This window comes from Alistipes muris, from assembly GCF_943193205.1.
Classification (GTDB): domain Bacteria; phylum Bacteroidota; class Bacteroidia; order Bacteroidales; family Rikenellaceae; genus Alistipes; species Alistipes muris.
In genome coordinates, this window is record NZ_CALPDD010000012.1 from 25,767 (window position 1) to 44,625 (window position 18,859).

Below are 18,859 nucleotides of genomic sequence, written 5' to 3' on the forward strand. Positions count from 1 at the left end.
AAGATACGCTTTTCGGGGAAATTCATGCAGTGTTCGGTCGGTTTCGGTGCTGTTTTCGGAGGTTCGCCACCGGACAAAACAACGGCCGTCTTGCGAAAAGACGGCCGCTGCGGATGGGGTGGGAAAGCCTACTTCTCGACCTTCGCCTTGAACTTGTCCAACTGGTGCTTGAGGGCGTCGATAGCCTCGTCGACCGCCTCCTCGAATGTCTTGGCCTGGTGGCTGGCGACCAAATCCTCGCCCGGCATGCGGAGCGTGATGGTGGCTATCTTGTTGCCTTTTTCGTAGTCCTTATCGAGCTTGAGAATGACCTCGGCGCCTGTGGAGCGCTCGGCGAAACGGTCCAACTTCGCCATCTTGGCATTCACGAATTCGACCAGCCGCTTGTCGGCGTCGAATCTGACGGATTGAATCTGCACGTTCATAGCCTTGATTTTTAGTGTTTTACTTATTCCCCTTCTGCTCCCGGGGATGGGCTTTGGCATAAATCTCTCTCAGTCGGGCGATGCTGTTGTGGGTGTAGACCTGCGTGGCCTGCAACGACGCGTGGCCCAGCAGCTCCTGTATCTCGCGCATGTCGGCGCCGCCGTTCATCAGGTGGGTGGCGAACGTATGCCGGAGCACGTGGGGGCTCTTTTTACCCTGTACTCCTGCACGGGTCAGTTCGTCCTGGACAAGCCGGTAAACCGTCGTGCGGGAAATGCGCTTTCCTTGCTGAGTTAAAAATAGTGCTTTTTCTTGGGATTTGCAAATTTTCTGCCGTTCGATAACGCGCAGATAGTGTCGGATTTTGTCGCGCACCTCCTCCAGAATGGGTACCATGCGCTCCTTGTCGCCCTTGCCGCGGATGCGCAGCGACGTTCCGTCGGCCGAAAGGTCGTCGCGGTCGATGCCCACCAATTCGGCCAGGCGCAGACCGCACGAATAGAAAAGCAGCACGGCCAGCGAATTGCGCTCGGTGAGGAACTCGTCGCTGTCGAACCCGCATTCGCTGACGATGGCCGACATGCGGCTTTCGGGCACGAAGGCAGGCAGGCGGCGCGAGGTCTTGAGCGAAGCGAGGGGCCGCAGCACGTCCTTGTCGATGGCACCCGTGCGGTGCAGCCAGCGAAAAAGGGTCCGCAGCGATGAGAGCTCGCGGTTCATGGTGGCGGCGCCGATGCCCCCCTGCTCGGTGCGGAAGATGATCCACTCGCGGATATGGCCGACGGTTATCTCGCGCGGGTCGAAACGGGCGTCGTCGGTGCCGAGCCACGCCATGAAATTCTCTACGTCGCGACGGTAATTGCGCACGGTGAGGGGCGAATAGCGGCGTTCGGCCTCCAAATAGCGGATGAAATCGGCGAGCATGGAGCAAATATAACGAATTTTTCGTAGCTTTATTGAAAATAGGCTCTATATAAAAGCCGGTTTGCTTTTCCATCCGACTTGCGCTATCTTTGTCCTTATGAAAGAGAATTGGAAACCCGGCACGGTGCTCTACCCGCTGCCTGCCGTGCTGGTGAGCTGCGGTGCTACGCCCGAAGAATACAACATGCTGACCGTGGCATGGACCGGAACCGTATGTTCCGACCCGCCGATGTGCTATATCTCGGTGCGGCCCGAACGTCACTCCTACGAAATCATCCGCCGCACGGGCGAATTCGTCATCAACCTGACGACCGAGCGGCTGGCCCGGGCCGCCGACTGGTGCGGCGTGCGCTCGGGACGCGATTACGACAAGTTCCGCGAAATGGGGCTGACGCCCGGCAAGGCGCTGCATGTGGCGGCGCCGATTGTCGAGGAATCGCCCGTCAATATCGAATGCCGGGTGCGGCAGGTCGTGCCGCTGGGCTCGCACGACATGTTCGTCGCCGAGGTCGTCGGGGTGCAGGTCGACGCCGCGTATATCGACCCGCAGAGCGGGAAGTTCTGCTTGGAAAAGGCTTGCCCGATTGTCTACTCCCACGGCGAATATTTCGGGCTGGGGCAGGCGCTCGGCCACTTCGGGTGGTCGGTGCGCAAGAAACCGTCGCCGAAAAAATAACCTTGTAACTTCCTGATACGGAGCCCCGGAAAAATTTTCCGGGGCTCCGCTCTTGACAAGGGACTTTTGCGATAGTATATTTGTATGGGCGTTCGCCCTGCGGCCGGAGTTCTTCCGGTCTGCGCCGGATTTGCGTGCCGCTGCGGAAGCGGCTTCATCGAAAACATTCAAAATTTTTATCCATGACCGATTTTTCGTGGCTCGGCGAACTGCTTGCGTTCGCCCTGCCGAGCGGATTCTTGGGCGCGGCCGTTTCGTGGTTCGTAGGCCGGCGCCGGCGAGACAACGACTTTTTGGCCGAAATGCAGCGGTCCATCGACCTGCTGAGCGAAAAGTACAATCAGGTTTTGCAGGAAAATGTCATGCTGCGGCAGGAGAAAGCCCAATGGCAGGTTGCCCAGCAGACGCTGCTGGCCAAGGTCGACCGGCTGACCCGCGAAGTCGAAGACCTGCGCCGCAGAATCAGTCCCCGACTTTTCAACCGAATAAAACTATGAAACCGAATTCTTTTTTGCTGTGGCTGCTGGCCGGATGGCTGGCCGCATCGGCCGTTTCGTGCGCTGCTTCGCGGAGCAATGCCCGGACGGCGCATCGGGCTGTGTCGCAACGGAGCAAGGAACTCCGTTCGTCGGCCGCATCGTCGTATCGGGCGGGCGAGGAGGTGCTCCGCGAAGAAATCATTGTGGATTCCGAGCCTGTTCCGGCCCGGGAGGTTGCGGCCGCTGTTCCGCTGGCGGCTTTGCAGGAGTTGCCCGAAGGGGCCCGCTTCGTTGCGCGGCAGGGCCCTTTGGCGGTCGAGACACGGCGGCGCGGCGACACGCTGGTTGTTACGGCCCGCAGCGACAGCCTGCCGCGCAAGGTGGTCCGGACCGTCCGGACCGAAATCCGCCGGCAACGCGATTCGGCAGCGACCCGATGTTCGGAGTATCGGACACAGACGGCCGACAGCATCCGGCGGGAATCCCGGACCGAAACCGTGGCAGCGCCTGCGCGCTCGTGCGGCCGCTGGTGGTTCGTTGCCGGCGCCGTGTGCTGTGCTGCGGTATTCGCAGGGATTCGCCGATGGCTCTGAAGCGGAGACGAAAGAAGCTGCTATCTTCGGATAGCAGCTTCTTGTTTTTGCAGGCCCTGTAAGCCGGGTTCTGTTCCCGGGGCTTGCGTCCCGGGCCCCTGTCATTTATCTACGGCGGCGGTCACCCGCCGTCTCCAGCAACCTACCCCCCGGCATCGGGCGAGCAACCCTCGTTTGCCGGTATACACGGTCTTGCAACCCGCGGGACGTACGGCCGGGCGGCATCGCTGCCCCCGCGGTGGGCTCTTACCCCGCCTTTTCACCCTTACCAACCGGAAACCCGGCGGGCGGTCGTTCTCTGTTACGCTCCCATACCCTCACGGGTATCAAGTCGTTAGCTTGCGCGGCGCTCTGTGTTGCCCGGACTTTCCTCCCCCGGTTACCCGGCGGCGACAGAGCGGGCCTGCGGGGCAAAATTAAGAATTAAAAATGAAAAATTAAGAATTAAAAATCGGAAGTCGTTTTTTTGTCGATGTCATTTTCGGCAAGCGGATTTTTGAGGGCCGCTGTATTGCCGGAATCGCAAATAATTCTTAATTGAAAATATTGAACCTCGCAAGCAGGGGATTGCGGCGGTCGAGGAGGAAGAACTCCAACAATAGCAATACGAGGGCCGCGGCGAGCAGGCCGCGGTATTGTTCGTCGTACTCCTCGAAGCGGACGGTCGAAAGTTCGGACCGCTCCATTTCGTTGATGCTCCGCACGATTTCGTCGAGCCCGATGGACTGCTTCGTCGACCGGACGTAGACGCCGCCCGTCAGGTCGGCGATTTCGGCAAGCATCTTCTCGTTGAGCTTCGAGACCACCATGTCGCCCTTTTCGTCCTTGATGAAGTCGCCGCCGATGCGGATGGGCGCCCCCTCGGGCGTGCCGATGCCGACGGTGTAGATGCGGACCCCCATTTCGGCGGCCCGCCGGGCGACGGCCAGCGCGTCGTCGTCGTGGTTCTCGCCGTCGGTAATCAGCACGATGACCCGGCTGCGGGCATCTTCGGTATTGCCCGAAAAGGCCAGCAGCGACTGTTCCAGCGCCTTGCCCACGGCCGTACCCTGGACCGTGACGAGCGAGGGGTCGATGCGGCGGGCGAACGCCCGGGCCATGCGGTAGTCCGACGTGATGGGCAGCTGCACCTTGGGCTCCCCGGCGAAGACCACCAACCCCACACGGTCCTGCCGCAGTCCGTCGAAGAGTTTGCCGATGGCATACTTGGTCCGTTCCAGCCGGTTGGGCTCGAAGTCTTCGGCCAGCATCGAATTGGAGACGTCGACGGCCAGCATCATTTCGATGCCTTGCGTCTTCTCTTCGCGGAGCTTGGACCCGAACTGCGGCCGTGCGGCCGCCAGCGCGATCAAGGCGAAAGCCGTGCAGAAAAGGATGAATTTCAAGGCGATGCGTCCGGACGAAACTTCGGGCATCAGCTCGCGGAGCGTGGCTTCGCATCCGAAGCGGGCCAGGCGGCGCCGACGGCTGCGGGCCGCCAGCCAGAAGAGCACGACGAATGCGGGGACGGCGGCCAGGAGCCAAAGGTATTGGGGGTGGGCGAATCGGAACATGGCTTTAGGGAATGCGTTTGAAAACGAGCGTCGCGAGCAGGAATTCGGCGGCCAGCAGCGCGGCGGCCCACAGAAGCCACCGGACGAAAAGCTCGTGGTAAACAACGTGTTCGGTCACTTCGACCTTGCTTTTTTCGAGCTGGTTGATTTCGTCGTAGATGGCCTTGAGCGTCGCCTTGTCGGTAGCCCGGAAGTAGCGGCCGCCCGTGAGCTCGGCAATCGAAGCGAGGGTTTTCTCGTCGATTTCGACCTTGGCCATGACGGTGCCGCCCGTCGGGTTGCCGTAGATGTCGGCGGCGGGGTAGGGCGCCATGCCGCGGGTGCCGACGCCGATGGTGTAGACGCGGATGCCCTGCGCCTTGGCGATTTCGGCGGCCGTGAGCGGGGCGATTTCGCCGCGGTTGTTCACGCCGTCGGTGAGCAGGATGACCACCTTGGACTTGGCGTCGCTTTCGCGCAGGCGGTTGATGGCCGTGGCGAGCCCGTTGCCGATGGCGGTGCCGTCCTCGATGATGCCGCTGCGGATGCGGCCGAGGAGCGTTTGGAGCGTGCCCTGGTCGGTGGTGAGCGGACTTTGGGTGTAGGCTTCGCCTGCGAATACGACCAACCCGATGCGGTCGCCGCAGCGGTCGGCGATGAACGACCCGGCCACCTCCTTGGCTGCCGTGATGCGGTCGGGCCGGAAGTCGCGCGCGAGCATCGACCCCGAGACGTCGAGGGCGAGCAGGATGTCGATGCCCTCGGTCGAAGTGTTGGAATATTGTTCGGCATCCTGCGGCCGTGCCAGCGCCACGATAATCAGACCGACCGCCGCGGCACGCAGGGCGAACGGCAGGTGCCGCAGGTAATAACGGACGGTCTTCGGCGCCTGCTCCGCCCCTTCGACGGTCGAAATCCGGATGGCCGCGCCGCCTTGCAGCGTCCGCCACACGTAGTAGCCGATCATCGGCAGCAGAAGCAGCAACAGCCAGAGAATATGGGGGTTGTGGAAGGTCATATTAATTCACAATTCAGAATTCATAATTCACAATCGGGATTTTCACGGGTTGTTTTGACGATGCGTGTCAAAAGCTTGCCGAGTTCCTGACAATCGGAAAATATACTTTGGAACTCCTTATCCGTAATGTAATTCGTTTTGTGCAATAATTCGATCCAATAACCTGTTTCGGAGATTTCTTTGAGCGAAATATTCATTTTGGCAACGAAGTCCTGCCGGGACTGTCCACGCAGAGCTTCGCGAATGTTGGCTCCGACACTGGTGCCGCTTTTGAGCAATTGTTTGGACAGAACATATTCATGTTTATTGCGAATCAGATGCTGGTAAAGCCGGACGACCCGTATTGCGAACAAGAAACTTTTGTCGGCTACGACGTTGTTTGTTTTCATAATTATGAATTGTCAATTATGAATTCTGAATTCGGGTACGAACTACCAGTTTTTTCCGCCGCGGACGATGACGCCCTGCTTTTCCTTGAGCTTTTCCTGGGTTTTATCTTCCTGGGCCTGGATGGCGTCGAGCATCTGCTGCTGCTCCTGCTCGGAAATTCCGGCGGGCACGGGCTGCTCTTGGCCTTCGTTGTTGTTTTTGTCGTTTTGGTCCGATTCCGAGGGGGCTTGTTGGCCGTCTTGTTCTTCCTTGTCGCTATCTTGTTGTTCTTGGTTGTTATCTTGTGATTGTTCTTGCTGATTCTTGTCTTGTCCTTGTTGCTGGTCGTTATTATTTTCGCTGTTCTGATTTTCGTTTTCGTCCAAGAGCTTCTTGGTATAGGCGTAGTTATATTTGGCTTCCATATCCGCCGGGTCGAGCAACAGCGAACGGCGGTAGCTTTCGAGCGCTTCCTTGTATTTCTTTTGCAGGAACTGAGCATTGCCCAGGTTGTAAAACGCTTGGGCGCGTTCCTTGTCCGTGCGGAGCGTATCGGCCGCGGCGCGGGCCATGGTCTGCTCGGCCTTGTCGAACATTTCGGCCTTGCAGAGGGCGCTGCCGAGGTTGTAGGTCCCCTCGAACGAACCGGGCGCATAGGTCAGCGCCTGCGTGTAGCGCTCGACGGCTTTCTTGTAGTCGCCCTTGTGGTAACTGCGGTTGCCCTTGCGTACCTCGCGCCGTTCGGGCATCTGCTGGGCGGAGGCACCCCAGAAAGCGAAAAGAAAAAGTATGTACAGGAATCGGTGCATGGCAGGGGTCATTCGTTTTCGGCGTTCGGCTCGGCCTGCTCGGTGGCGGGCTTGGTCTCCTCGACGAAGTAATAGGCTTTGAGATAGGCGTTTTCGTTGGTCTCGGCGTCGGGCGTCGCCTTGGCGAATTTCACCAAATCGCCGTCGCGCAGAATCGCCGTGAGGTCCATCCGTGCCTTGTCGGGCAGGTCGAGGGGACGCAGGGCGCTGAGAATCTCGTCGGTGGTCATCTCCATGGCCCCCACCTCCCAGCGGCGGGCGATGTAGCTGCGCAGGATGTCGGTAAGGCCCGAATAATATTGCTTGTGGCGGTTGTTCTGCCACAGCTTGCGGTTGTGGAGCTCTTCGAGCGCCTGGATGGCCTCGACGTGGGGCGGCAGGGCAGGAGCCGGGGCGAAAAGCCCGCCTAAGGTGGCGCCGCGCTTTTTCAGATAGCGGAGCAGCGCCCAGAGGGCCGCGGCCAACAACAGAAGCCCGAACAGGCTCCACAGCAGATAACCGCGGATTTCGCCCATCCGGAACGGGAGGTCGCGCTGGGGCTTGAGGTCGAAAATGGAGTGCGACGTCGAGTCGATCTGGAAAGTCGTCACCTCCAGATGCAGCCGTTCGGCCGTGCGGAGCGTGTCGACGATGTTCTTGTCGGCATAGAGGATTTCGGCCGGGCCGAGGTCGTGGTGCCCCTCCTGGAACGCGGCCAGCCGATAGCGCTTGCGGAGCTTGATGCGGCGGCCGTCGCGCTGGAGCGTGTCGACCGGAAGCTCTTCGACCAGCTCGAAATGGCGGTCGCCCTCGTTGGGCTCGAAGAGGGGGAATGCGACCGTCTGCACGAGGTCTTTTTCCACCTCGATGACGTAGTCGAAGCGGTCGCCGATCATCAGGCTGTCGGGCTCGACGCGGGCCGTGACGACGGGCTGTTGGGCGTGGGCGGTGACGGCGGCGAACAGCAGGCCGCATAACAGCAGTCGTTTCATCGTTGTCGGAAGAGTTTGAGGAGTTCGGCCACGTAGTCGCCGTCGGTCGTAATCGTGGCCGAGTCGATGCGGTGGTGGCGCAGCAGGGCGTCGATGGCTTCGCTGCGGGTGCGCCAGGCCGCGGCGTAGTGGTCGCGCATGGCGCGCGAGGAGGTGTCGGCCCACACCTTGCGGCCGCTTTCGGCGTCCTGCAGCTCGACGATTCCCACGTCGGGAAGCTCGGCTTCGCGCGGGTCGCAGACGCGGATGCCTACCAGGTCGTGTTTGCTGCCCGCGATTTTCAGCGCGTCTTCCAATGCCGCGCGGTCCTGCGCCGGGTCGAGGAAGTCCGAGAGGATGAAAGTCGTGCAGCGTTTCTTGTTGACGTTGGTCAGCATCCGCAGGGGCTCGGAGAGCCGGGTGCCCTGCGACTGGGGCCGGAACCCGACCAACTCGCGGATAATCATCAAGATATGGCTGCGGCCCTTTTTGGGCGGGATGAACTTCTCGACCTTGTCCGAGAAGAAGATGCAGCCCACCTTGTCGTTGTTCTGCGCGGCGGAGAAAGCCAGCACGGCCGCGATTTCGGTCATGACGTTCTTCTTGAACCGTTCCGCCGACCCGAACAGCCGCGACGCGGAGACGTCCACGAGGAGCATCATGGTCAGCTCGCGCTCCTCCTCGTAAATCTTGATGTGGGGCTTGCGCGAACGCGCCGTGACGTTCCAGTCGATGTCGCGCACGTCGTCGCCGGCGCGGTACTCCCTCACTTCGGAAAACGACATGCCCCGTCCGCGGAAGGCCGTGTGGTACTTGCCGGCGAAGATTTCGTCGGAAAGTCCGCGGGTCTTGATTTCGATTTTGCGGACGCGCCTGAGAATATCCTGTTCGTTCTCCTGCATCGCGTTAGGGGACGATTACGTTGTTGAGGATGTCGGTGACGATCTCTTCGGAGGTGATGTTCTCGGCTTCGGCTTCGTAGGTGAGGCCGATGCGGTGGCGCAGCACGTCGTGGCAGACGGCGCGCACGTCCTCGGGGATGACGTAGCCGCGGCGGCGGATGAAGGCGTAGGCCCGGGCGGCCTTGGCCAGCGAAATCGACGCGCGGGGCGAACCGCCGTAGGCGATGAGGTTCTGCAGCTTGCCCAGGCTGTATTCGCCCGGCTCGCGCGTGGCGAAGATGATGTCGATGATGTACTTCTCGATTTTCTCGTCCATGTAGACGTCTTCGACCACCTTGCGGGCCTTGACGATGTCTTCGGGCGCGATGACCTTGCTCACTTCGGGCATCCCGGCCCCCGCGAGGTTCATGCGCACGATGTCGCGCTCCTCCTGCTTGTTGGGGTAGGAAATCTTGGCCTTGAGCATGAAACGGTCGACCTGCGCTTCGGGCAGGGGGTAGGTGCCCTCCTGCTCCAGCGGGTTCTGCGTGGCGAGCACGAGGAACGGCTGCGGCAGGGGATAGGTCTCGTCGCCGATGGTCACCTGCCGCTCCTGCATGGCTTCGAGCAGCGCCGACTGCACCTTGGCCGGGGAACGGTTGATTTCGTCGGCCAGCACGAAATTGGCGAAGATCGGCCCCTTCCGGACCACGAAATCCTCGTTCTTCTGCGAGTAGATGAGCGTGCCCAGCAGGTCGGCGGGCAGCAGGTCGGGGGTGAACTGGATGCGCGAGAAACCGGCGTCGACAGCCTTGGCCAGCGTGGTGATGGCCAGCGTCTTGGCCAGACCCGGCACGCCCTCCAGCAGGATATGGCCGTTGGAAAGCAGGCCGATGAGCAGCGTGTCGACCAGGTGGCCCTGCCCGACGATGACTTTGCCGATTTCGCTGCGCAGCGTGTCGACGAAGACCGATTCGCGTTCGATGCGTTCGTTGAGTTCCTTGATGTTGATGACTTCGCTCATGGTATGTTTCTGTTTCGATTGTTTGCCGGTTTCGTTCTTTCAACGCATCCGCGCCGAAATTATTGCAAAACTAATAAAATAACGCTTAAAAAATCCCGGTTTCCGCCGATTTTTCCCTATCGTGCCATGGGTAGAACCTTAATTCGCATGGCTTGACTTCGATGCCGCGCCTGCGGATCCTGGGAAACACACGCTTTTCGTGCGCCTGACCGCCGATGACGGAACGGTGTTCGAGGCGAGCGAAGAAGCCGAATTCTGACGGTGCGCCACCCCTTTTTCGGAGGGGCGGCGATTTTTTGCGAAAGATTTTTCCGGAAATCGGCGACGCTTCCCCGGCAGAATGCTAATTTTGCAGGGAAAATCTACGACATGGAATCACCGATATTACAGGGACTGAATCCTGCCCAGCGCGACGCCGTGGTGAACTACGATTCGCCGTCGCTTATCATTGCGGGCGCCGGGTCGGGCAAGACGCGTGTGCTGACCTCACGTATCGCCTACATGATCGAACAGGGGGTCAAGCCGCACAACATTCTGGCCCTCACCTTTACGAACAAGGCTGCCGAGCAGATGCGCTCGCGCATTGCCGCCATGCTGCCCGACAACCGCAGCCGCTTCATCCGGATGGGCACGTTCCACTCGGTTTTTTCGCGGATTCTGCGCGAGAACGCCGAACGGATAGGCTACCCGCAGTCGTTTACCATCTATGAGCCCTCGGACAGCCGCAACCTGCTGAAAACCATTGTCCGCGAACTGAACCTCGACGAAGACAAATACAAGCCTGCGCGGCTTGCGTCGCGTATTTCGTTTGCCAAAAACGCGTTGGTGACCCCCGGCGCCTACCTGGCCAATACGACCTACGGAACCGAGGACCGGCACGCGCAGATTCCCGAATTCGGCAACATCTACAACACCTACTGCCAGCGCTGCAAACGCAACGGAGCGATGGATTTCGACGACCTGCTGCTGCAGACCAACATTCTGCTGCGCGACTGCCCCGAGGTGCTGGCCCGCTATCAGGAACAGTTCCAATATATTCTGGTCGACGAGTACCAGGACACCAACTACGCGCAGTATGTCATCATCCGCCGCCTGTCGCAGATCCATTCGCGGGTGTGCGTCGTGGGCGACGATGCGCAGTCGATCTATTCGTTCCGCGGGGCCAAAATCGAAAATATTCTGTCGTTTCAGAAAGATTTCCCCACGGCCGAGGTTTTCAAGCTCGAACAGAATTACCGTTCGACCCGCACTATCGTCGATGCGGCCAATTCGGTCATTCGGCGCAACTCCAAGAAGCTGGATAAGAATTGTTTTTCGGAAGGAGCCCGGGGCGAAAAAATCCGTGTGCTGAAAGCCTATAACGACCGTGAGGAGGCCGAAATGGTGGTCTCCGACCTGCGCGACAAGGTGCGTGCGGCGGGCGACGAATGGGCCGAAGCGGTCATCCTCTACCGTACCAACAGCCAGTCGGCCGTGCTGGAGGACAACCTGCGGCGGCGCGGGATTCCCTACCGGATTTACAAGGGGTCGTCGTTCTACGACCACAAGGAAATCAAGGACCTGATGGCCTACATCCGGCTGGTCGTCAACCCGCGCGACGACGAGGCGTTCCGGCGCATCGTCAACTATCCGGCGCGCGGTATCGGCGACACGACCGTGCAGCGGATTGCGCAGATGGCCGCCGAGCGGGGCGTTTCGATGTGGGAGGCGGTCGATGCGCTGGTGGCCGAGCCGCCGGCCGATGCCGTGCAGAAAGCCATCGTCCGCAAGGTGGCGGAGTTCGTGGCGATGATTCGTTCGCTGGCGGCCGCCCGGGGCGAAAAGGGACTCTACGACTTCGGCCACGAAATCGCTTCGCGGTCGGGCATTCTGGCGGCATATCGGTCCGAGAACACGCCGGAAGCGACTTCGGCGCTCGACAACATCGAGGAGCTGCTCAACTCGATGCAGCTGTTCAAGGAACAGCGCGACGCCGAAATCCGCGGGGGCGAACGGCAGCCCGAGGAGGAGGCGACCATCGAGGAGTGGCTGCAGAACGTCATGCTCATGACCGACATGGACAAGGACGACCCCGAGGACCGCAACAAAGTGACCCTGATGACCGTTCATTCGGCCAAGGGGCTGGAATACAAACATGTGTATATTGTCGGGCTGGAGGAAAACCTCTTCCCCTCGCAGCGGGCCGTGGAGACGCCCGACGGCTTGGAGGAGGAGCGGCGGCTGTTCTACGTGGCGCTCACGCGTGCCAAGGTGGCGGCGACGCTTTCGTATGCCGAAATGCGGTTCAAGTGGGGTAACATGGAGTTTTCGCGCCCGAGCTGTTTCCTGCACGAAATCGACCCGCAGTACCTCGAAACCGCTGTGGAAGCCGACGGCGAACGCCTGGTAAGGCGCGAGGAGGGCGGTTCGGCCCTCGACGAGTTGCGCCGACGGTTCGACTACCGTTTTCAGCAGAAACAACCCGGCGACGAACGGGGCTACGGCAGCGGTCCGGCCCAACGGTTCCCGCGGAACGGACAGCCCGGGCGGCCGCAGGGCGGCTACGGCTCAGGCTCCGGGGCTTCGCAGGGCGCTTCCCGCTTCGGGGCGCCCAAACCGCGCACGGCACCCGACCCGGCCTTGGTGCAGACCCCGCGGCCTTCGACCGAAGGGATGCGGCGTTTGGGCGTGCGTCCGGCGGGCGATGCGGCTGCGGCCTGCGGCGACTATGCTGTGGGGCAGCGGGTCGAGCACCAGAAGTTCGGCGTCGGCATCATCCGCCGCATCGAGATGCTGGCCGAGGACCAGAAGCTGGTCATCGCGTTCGACAATGCCGGCGAAAAGACCCTGCTGGCCAAATTCGCCAAACTGACCAAACTCTGACCCCGATGCAAACGCCGCTCGTATCGGTCTGCATGACGACCTACAACCACGAAGCCTACATCCGGCAGGCCATCGAGGGCGTGCTGGCGCAGCAGACGTCGTTCGGGGTCGAGCTGGTGCTGGGCGAAGACAGCAGCACGGACGGCACGGCGGCCGTCTGCCGCGAGTATGCCCGGCGTTTTCCCGACCGGGTGCGGGTGGTCGGCGGCGGGGAGAACGTCGGTTGGCGGGCCAACTACCGCCGGACGTTCGATGCCTGCCGCGGCAAGTATGTGGCCTACTGCGACGGCGACGACTGGTGGGACGACCCGCTGAAGCTGCAAACGCAGGTCGGCCTCCTGGAGAGCGACCCTGCGTGCGGCATGTGCTGCACGGCGGCGACGGACTTCTACCAGGCGACGGGCGAACGGAAACCCTATCCGCCGGAACGCTACACCGATTTCGGCCGCCTGCTGCTGCGGACCACCGTCGCCAACTGCACGACCCTTGCGCGGCGCGGACTGATTGCCCGCTATTACGACGAAATCCGCCCCGAACTCCATCCCGAATGGCTCACCGACGACTGGCCCATGTGGCTGTGGTTCGCGGCGTGCAGCCGCATCCGCTTCATCGACCGGCCGACGGCCGTGCACCGTCGTCTGCCTGCGAGCGTCAGCCACAGCGCGGAGTACAGGCAGCGGATTGCTTTCCGCGATTCGCTGATGGGAATAAGCCTTTGGTTCGATGAACGTTACACCGGGGGCCGCAACCGTTTCCGCATCCTGCGCGAACGGAGTGCGGTGGCGCTGTGGATTCTCTCCTACCACGGTCCGGTGCGCGAATATTTGGTGCGCTGGTGGCGCGACCTCAAGGCCACGCCGCGGCTGCTGCTTTGTCCCGAAGGAGCGGGACTGCTGGTGAAAAAGGTGCTGTTCAGGCGCCGGAAAACTCTGCGACTATGACACTCAGACAACGTTACGACGGAATCATCGGCTGGTTTTCGGAGCACATGCCCGTGGCCGAGAGCGAACTGCACTACGACAATCCCTACCAGCTGCTGGTAGCCGTCATCCTGTCGGCCCAATGTACCGACAAGCGGGTCAACATGACCACGCCGGCCCTCTTCGAGCGCTTCCCCACGCCCGACAAGATGGCGGAAGCGGGGGCGGAGGGAATCTATCCCTATATAAAGAGTATCTCCTATCCGAACAACAAGGCGAAGAATCTGGCCGGGATGGCCCGCATGCTGTGCGAGGAATTCGGCGGCGAGGTGCCCTCCGACCTCGACGCGATGCAGCGGCTGCCGGGGGTGGGGCGCAAGACGGCCAACGTGCTGGGGGCCGTGCTGTGGCAGCGCGAGGTGATGCCTGTCGACACGCATGTGTTCCGCGTCTCGGAACGTATAGGGCTGACCACCAACTCCAAAACGCCGCTGCAAACCGAACTGGCGCTCGAAAAGAACATCCCCGGCCGTCTGCTTCCCGTGGCGCACCACTGGCTGATTCTCCACGGACGCTACGTCTGTACGGCGCGCGCTCCGAAATGCGCTTCGTGCGGCATAGCCCCCTGGTGCCGCAAATATGCGGCGGAACAGAAGACAATGAATAAGGAATAGTTAATAATGAATAATTATTTCGCTACATTCCGTTCATTATCCACTATTCATTATTAATTATTCACTTGACAAGACTGGTCACCGGGTATTTGAGATTCTTGTAACCGGAAATGTAACCGTTGATGCTGCCCACGCGGACGGGCGATTCGATGTAGACCGGAATCTTGTTCTTGTCGTCCGTGATCCAGATGTAGAAGACCGTGCCGTCGGTGAACGAATAGCCTTCGGTCGTGCCCAGCTGGCAATCGAACTTGAGGGTCCGGAACTTGCCCATGTTGCGGATTTTCTTCACCTCGCGGCCCAGAAAGCGGTAGCGGATATTGCGCACCGTATCCTGCAGCACCATCCGCAGGTATTCCGGTTTGTCCTTGCTGAAATCGTCCGCCTCGGCCGTGCGCATGTTGAAAAAGAGCGATATGGCGTCCATGCTTTCGGGCGTGAGGGGCATTTCCTTCTCGGCGAACGGACGCTGCCGGCTGCGCCAGCGGGTCCGCACGACCGAATCCTGCCACACGTAGTCGAAACGGCTCTCGAACGTGTAGTCGCCCTCGCGGATGTCGCTCTGGAAATACTCGCTGCGCAGCGTGACGGGGTCGATCCAGACCTGGTAGATGTCTTCCATGTTGTAGAACCAGCGGTAGGTCGGCAGCGTGCGCCCCACCCCCTTGACGAGGTAGTATTTCTTCCCGTCGCACGTGGTTTCGGTTGTCGTCACCTCGACGGTCCCCACTTCGGTGTTGGGGAACATTTTGGCCTTGTAGCTCACCCGGTATCGGAGCACTTCGCCGGGGTGGTAGAGCTGGGCGGCCAGGGGGCCGGTCCACAGGAGCAGTATGGCAAGAAGCAGTCGTTTCATAAAAATCGGTATGCGTTCGTTAGGAAATGCGTGAGAAATCGGTTTCGCGGCGCCCCGAATAATTGTACCGCAGCACGGCGAGCCCGCGGTTTTCGGGACGGGCGAGTTCGGGGTCGGCAGCGAGGATTTCGATGGCCGCTTCGCGCGAAAGGGTCAGTATCTGCACGTCGGCCGTGGGGTTGGCTATGCGCAGGTCGAACGCCAGTCCGCTCTGCATCGTGCCGTTGACGTCGCCCGCGCCCCGCAGCTTGAGGTCGAGCTCCGCGAGCCGGAAGCCGTCGTTGGTCTCGCACATGGCTTCGAGCCGCGCGCGCGATTCCTTGGATAGCTTGACGCCCGACATCAGAATGCAGTACGACTGCTCGCCGCCCCGGCCGACGCGTCCGCGCAGCTGGTGGAGCTGCGAAAGCCCGAACCGCTCGGCCGATTCGATGACCATGACCGTGGCGTTGGGGACATCGACCCCCACTTCGATGACCGAAGTGGCCACCATGATCTGCGCTTCGCCCGCCTTGAACTGGCGCATCGACTCCTCCTTGTCGGCAGGCTTCATTTGGCCGTGGCAGATGGTCGTCACGTACTCCGGCAGCGGAAAGTCGCGCGAAATGGATTCGTAGCCGTCGGTGAGGTCCTTGTAGTCCATCGTCTCCGATTCCTTGATGAGCGGGTAGACCACGTAGACCTGCCGCCCTTTCTTGATTTCCTGCTTCATGAAGCCGAAAAGCCGCAGCCGCGCCGCATCGGTGTAGTGCACCGTCTTGACGGGCTTGCGGCCCGGGGGCAGCTCGTCGATGACCGAGACGTCCAGGTCGCCGTAGAGGGTCATGGCCAGCGTCCGCGGGATGGGCGTCGCCGTCATGACGAGGATGTGGGGCGGGCGGGCGTTCTTGGTCCAGAGCCGGGCCCGCTGCTCGACGCCGAAGCGGTGCTGCTCGTCGATGACGACGAACCCTAAGTTGGCGAACTGCACGCGGTCTTCGATCAACGCATGGGTCCCAATCAAAATCTGTACCTCGCCCGACGCGATTCCTTCGAGGGCCTGCCGCCGTTCGCGGCTTTTGGAGGCTCCGGTCAGAACCGCCGCCCGGACGCCGAGCCCGTCGAGCATGCGGCTGAACGTGGCGAAGTGCTGGCGGGCAAGTATTTCGGTGGGGGCCATCATGCAGGCCTGGTAGCCGTTGTCCACGGCCAGCAGCATCGACATGAGCGCCACCAGCGTTTTGCCGCTGCCGACGTCGCCTTGGAGCAGGCGGTTCATCTGGAACCCCGTGACGGTGTCGCTGCGGATCTCCTTGATGACGCGTTTCTGCGCTCCGGTGAGCGGAAACGGCAGTTTCTGCGTGTAGAACGTATTGAAAACGCCCCCGACTTTCGGAAAGAGAAAGCCGTCGTTCTTGGTCATGCGGGCCGTGCGGCGCGACTGGACGTTGAGCTGCACGCCCAGCAGCTCGTCGAACTTGAGCCGGTACTGGGCCTGCCGGAGCGCTTCGGGCGACTGGGGGAAGTGGATGTTGTAGTAGGCTTCGCGCAGGGGCATCAGACCGTAGCGGGTGCGGAGCGCTTCGGGCAGCAGCTCCTCGACATGGTCCTTGGCCAACTGCCATGCGTGGCAGATGATGCGGTACATACCTTTGGTTCCCAGCACGTTGGAGAGCTTCTCGGTCGAGGGGTAGATGCCCTGCATGCCGCTTTCGGGCTTGCGCGAGAGGGCTTGTTCGATGGTTTCCAGCTCGGGGTGCGCCATCGAAAGTTCGCTGCGGTAGAACGAGGGACGGCCGAAGACGAGGTATTCGCGCCCGACCTCGATTCGTTTTTCGATCCACTTGATGCCCTGGAACCACACCAGCTCGGCCGCTCCCGAGGGGTCTTTGACGTAGACCGTGAAGCGGCGTTTGCGCCCCTCGCCCGCGTAGGCCACCCCCGTCACACGGGCCCGGAACTGGACCAGCGCCGGGGCGCCCTCGGTGATTTCGGCGATGCGGTAGATTTTGGTGCGGTCGATGTAGCGCGTCGGAAAATGACGCAGCATGTCGCCCACGGTGCGCACATGCAGCTCCTGGTCGAGCAGCTTCGCCCGCGCTTCGCCCACGCCCGGCACAAATTGGATATTGCTCTCCAGCATGTTCACAGGGCAAAGATAATTAAAAAATCACGGCTTCCGCATTGCGGAGAAGCGGAAAAACCGTTTCCTCCGGTTTGCGCTCCGGCAGCGATGTCCGGCGGCGGATTTCGGGTGTTTCCGTTCTTCGTTTCCTTTTTGTATCTTCGCAGTAGTTTTTCCGACACGAAAAAGAATGGAGCTGACAAAATTTTCCCGGCGGCCGTCGTGCGAAGTCGCGTTCGGTCCCGTGACCATCGGCGGGTCGCATCCCGTTGCCGTGCAGTCGATGACCAACACCGACACCAACGACACCGAAGCGTGCGTGGCCCAGATAGGGCGGATTGCTGCGGCGGGCGGGCGCATCGTCCGGCTCACTGCGCAGGGACGGCGCGAAGCCGAAAACCTGCAAAACATAGCCCGCCGTGTGCGCGAGGAGGGGTTGGACGTGGCGCTGGTAGCCGACATCCATTTCCTGCCCGAAGCCGCCGCCGTGGCGGCGCAGTATGTCGACAAAGTGCGGATCAACCCCGGAAACTATCGCACGGAACACGGTGAGCTGGAAGCGCTTATCGAGCAATGCCGCGAGCGGGGCGTCGCTCTGCGCATCGGCGTCAACCACGGTTCGCTGGCCAAGCGCGTGTTCGACGAGTGGGGCGACACGCCGCAGGGGATGGTCGTTTCGGCCATGGAGTTTCTGCGGGTTTGCCAACGCGTCGGATTCGACAGGGCGGTCGTTTCAATGAAGTCGAGCAATACGCGGGTCATGGTGGCCGCTTACCGGCTGCTGGCCGAGGCGATGGAGACCGAGGGGATGCGCTATCCCATTCATCTGGGAGTGACCGAAGCCGGAAACGGGCTGGAGGGGCGCATCAAGAGCGCCGTGGGCATCGGGGCCCTGCTGGCCGACGGCATCGGCGACACCATCCGGGTTTCGCTGACCGAAGCGCCCGAACACGAAATTCCCGTAGCGCAGCTGCTGGCCGACTATTTCGCCGAACGGCCGGGCGAATTCGCGGTGCGCCACCCCGAACGCTATTCGCCTACGGAGTTCCGGCGGCGCAGCCGGGTGGCGGTGCCCGTTGTCCACGACGAACCGCTGGACGGATTCCGTATCCTCGAAGCCGTTTCGGGCAATCCGACGGCCGAACTGCGGGCCGCCATCCTCGGTTTGGAGCAGCCCGACGAACCTGTGGTCGTGAAACGCCGCTACGACGATGCGTCGCTCGAAACGGTGGCGGTCAAGGCCGCGGCCGACCTGGGCGTGCTGCTGCTTGACGGGCTGGCCGACGGCATCTGGGTCGACGCTCCGCAGCATGCCGCATCCGCCATCCGGGAGGTGGAACTGATGATTTTGCAGGCCGCCCGCGCCCGCTTCTCCCACACGGAATACATCGCCTGCCCCTCGTGCGGGCGGACCCTCTACGACATCGAAAAGACCCTTGCCGAAATCAAGTCCCGCACGTCGCACCTCAAGAATCTGAAAATCGGCGTCATGGGCTGCATCGTCAACGGTCCGGGCGAGATGGCCGACGCCGACTACGGCTATGTGGGTGCCGGGCCGGGGCGGATAACCTTGTACAAGGGCCGCGAAGTCATCGCCCGCAATATTCCGCAGGAGGAGGCCCTCGACCGCCTGATAGCACTTATCAAGGAGCACGGCGAGTGGGAAGAACCCTCCGGGAATTAAAAATGAAAAATTAAGAATTAAAAGTCGATTTGCAGTTTCATTTCGTGCCGGCTGCGGTTTCCGGACTGATCGGAAATC

18 protein-coding genes and 1 other RNA gene are annotated in these 18,859 nt (G+C 61.3%); 7 read left to right on the forward strand and 12 right to left on the reverse strand.

Annotated features, from left to right (window positions below):
- Window positions 1-128: 128 nt before the first annotated feature.
- Together hpf and NFR47_RS07365 are read right to left on the reverse strand one after the other, a co-directional pair.
- Window positions 129-425: a ribosome hibernation-promoting factor, HPF/YfiA family gene (gene hpf, locus NFR47_RS07360; RefSeq protein ID WP_251214926.1), complete on the reverse strand. Its 297-nt coding sequence runs from the start codon at window positions 423-425 to the stop codon at window positions 129-131.
- Between the two features lie 19 nt (window positions 426-444).
- Window positions 445-1,350 carry a tyrosine-type recombinase/integrase gene (locus NFR47_RS07365; protein WP_251214927.1) on the reverse strand — a complete coding sequence of 302 codons (906 nt, stop codon included), beginning with the start codon at window positions 1,348-1,350 and terminating at the stop codon, window positions 445-447.
- A 97-nt stretch (window positions 1,351-1,447) separates the two neighbouring features.
- Between NFR47_RS07365 and NFR47_RS07370 the strand changes: the two genes are divergently transcribed.
- The 3 genes from NFR47_RS07370 (at window position 1,448) to NFR47_RS07380 (ending at window position 3,098) form a co-directional block, all read left to right on the forward strand.
- Window positions 1,448-2,026 (forward strand): flavin reductase family protein, encoded by a 579-nt coding sequence (locus NFR47_RS07370; protein ID WP_251214928.1) that lies wholly within the window; start codon window positions 1,448-1,450, stop codon window positions 2,024-2,026.
- A 182-nt stretch (window positions 2,027-2,208) separates the two neighbouring features.
- Window positions 2,209-2,523, forward strand: coding sequence for a hypothetical protein (locus NFR47_RS07375; RefSeq protein ID WP_251214929.1), 315 nt, complete (start codon window positions 2,209-2,211; stop codon window positions 2,521-2,523).
- Window positions 2,520-3,098, forward strand: a complete 579-nt coding sequence (locus NFR47_RS07380) for a hypothetical protein (RefSeq protein ID WP_251214930.1) — start codon at window positions 2,520-2,522, stop codon at window positions 3,096-3,098. Before NFR47_RS07375 ends, NFR47_RS07380 begins: the two co-directional genes overlap by 4 nt.
- A gap of 43 nt (window positions 3,099-3,141) precedes the next feature.
- Here NFR47_RS07380 and rnpB read toward each other — a convergent pair.
- The 8 genes from rnpB to NFR47_RS07420 form a co-directional block, all read right to left on the reverse strand.
- An RNA gene (gene rnpB / locus NFR47_RS07385) (RNase P RNA component class A) lies at window positions 3,142-3,507 on the reverse strand.
- Window positions 3,508-3,631: 124 nt separating this feature from the next.
- A complete protein-coding gene (locus tag NFR47_RS07390) occupies window positions 3,632-4,651 on the reverse strand; it encodes a VWA domain-containing protein (protein ID WP_251214931.1) in 1,020 nt (339 codons plus the stop codon).
- Between the two features lie 4 nt (window positions 4,652-4,655).
- A complete protein-coding gene (locus NFR47_RS07395) occupies window positions 4,656-5,648 on the reverse strand; it encodes a vWA domain-containing protein (RefSeq protein WP_251214932.1) in 993 nt (330 codons plus the stop codon).
- A 20-nt stretch (window positions 5,649-5,668) separates the two neighbouring features.
- Window positions 5,669-6,037: a four helix bundle protein gene (locus tag NFR47_RS07400; protein WP_251214933.1), complete on the reverse strand. Its 369-nt coding sequence runs from the start codon at window positions 6,035-6,037 to the stop codon at window positions 5,669-5,671.
- A 42-nt stretch (window positions 6,038-6,079) separates the two neighbouring features.
- Entirely contained in the window at window positions 6,080-6,826 is a 747-nt protein-coding gene (locus NFR47_RS07405; protein WP_251214934.1) for a tetratricopeptide repeat protein, read from the reverse strand.
- An 8-nt stretch (window positions 6,827-6,834) separates the two neighbouring features.
- Window positions 6,835-7,797 carry a hypothetical protein gene (locus NFR47_RS07410; protein WP_251214935.1) on the reverse strand — a complete coding sequence of 321 codons (963 nt, stop codon included), beginning with the start codon at window positions 7,795-7,797 and terminating at the stop codon, window positions 6,835-6,837.
- Window positions 7,794-8,678: a DUF58 domain-containing protein gene (locus tag NFR47_RS07415; RefSeq protein WP_251214936.1), complete on the reverse strand. Its 885-nt coding sequence runs from the start codon at window positions 8,676-8,678 to the stop codon at window positions 7,794-7,796. The genes NFR47_RS07410 and NFR47_RS07415 overlap by 4 nt, the downstream gene beginning before the upstream one ends.
- A 4-nt stretch (window positions 8,679-8,682) precedes the next feature.
- Complete coding sequence (locus tag NFR47_RS07420) at window positions 8,683-9,681, reverse strand: AAA family ATPase (RefSeq protein ID WP_251214937.1); 999 nt, start codon at window positions 9,679-9,681, stop codon at window positions 8,683-8,685.
- A gap of 369 nt (window positions 9,682-10,050) precedes the next feature.
- Here NFR47_RS07420 and NFR47_RS07425 point away from each other — a divergent pair, with 369 nt between their 5' ends.
- Genes NFR47_RS07425 through nth form a run of 3 tightly spaced genes read left to right on the forward strand, consistent with a single transcriptional unit; the run spans window position 10,051 to window position 14,137 of the window.
- On the forward strand, window positions 10,051-12,543 hold the full coding sequence (locus tag NFR47_RS07425; RefSeq protein ID WP_251214938.1) for an ATP-dependent helicase: 2,493 nt from the start codon (window positions 10,051-10,053) through the stop codon (window positions 12,541-12,543).
- 5 nt (window positions 12,544-12,548) lie between these two features.
- The gene (locus tag NFR47_RS07430) at window positions 12,549-13,484 is read left to right on the forward strand and encodes a glycosyltransferase (protein WP_251214939.1); all 936 of its coding nucleotides are present in this window, start codon (window positions 12,549-12,551) and stop codon (window positions 13,482-13,484) included.
- Entirely contained in the window at window positions 13,481-14,137 is a 657-nt protein-coding gene (gene nth / locus NFR47_RS07435) for an endonuclease III (protein ID WP_251214940.1), read from the forward strand. The genes NFR47_RS07430 and nth overlap by 4 nt, the downstream gene beginning before the upstream one ends.
- Before the next feature lie 61 nt (window positions 14,138-14,198).
- On the opposite strand, the gene NFR47_RS07440 is transcribed toward nth, so the two are convergent.
- Entirely contained in the window at window positions 14,199-14,993 is a 795-nt protein-coding gene (locus NFR47_RS07440) for a DUF3108 domain-containing protein (protein WP_251214941.1), read from the reverse strand.
- Between the two features lie 19 nt (window positions 14,994-15,012).
- Complete coding sequence (recG, locus tag NFR47_RS07445) at window positions 15,013-17,115, reverse strand: ATP-dependent DNA helicase RecG (RefSeq protein WP_369808770.1); 2,103 nt, start codon at window positions 17,113-17,115, stop codon at window positions 15,013-15,015.
- Window positions 17,116-17,287: 172 nt separating this feature from the next.
- Here recG and ispG point away from each other — a divergent pair, with 172 nt between their 5' ends.
- The gene (gene ispG / locus NFR47_RS07450; RefSeq protein ID WP_251214943.1) at window positions 17,288-18,781 is read left to right on the forward strand and encodes a (E)-4-hydroxy-3-methylbut-2-enyl-diphosphate synthase; all 1,494 of its coding nucleotides are present in this window, start codon (window positions 17,288-17,290) and stop codon (window positions 18,779-18,781) included.
- Window positions 18,782-18,859: the final 78 nt, after the last annotated feature.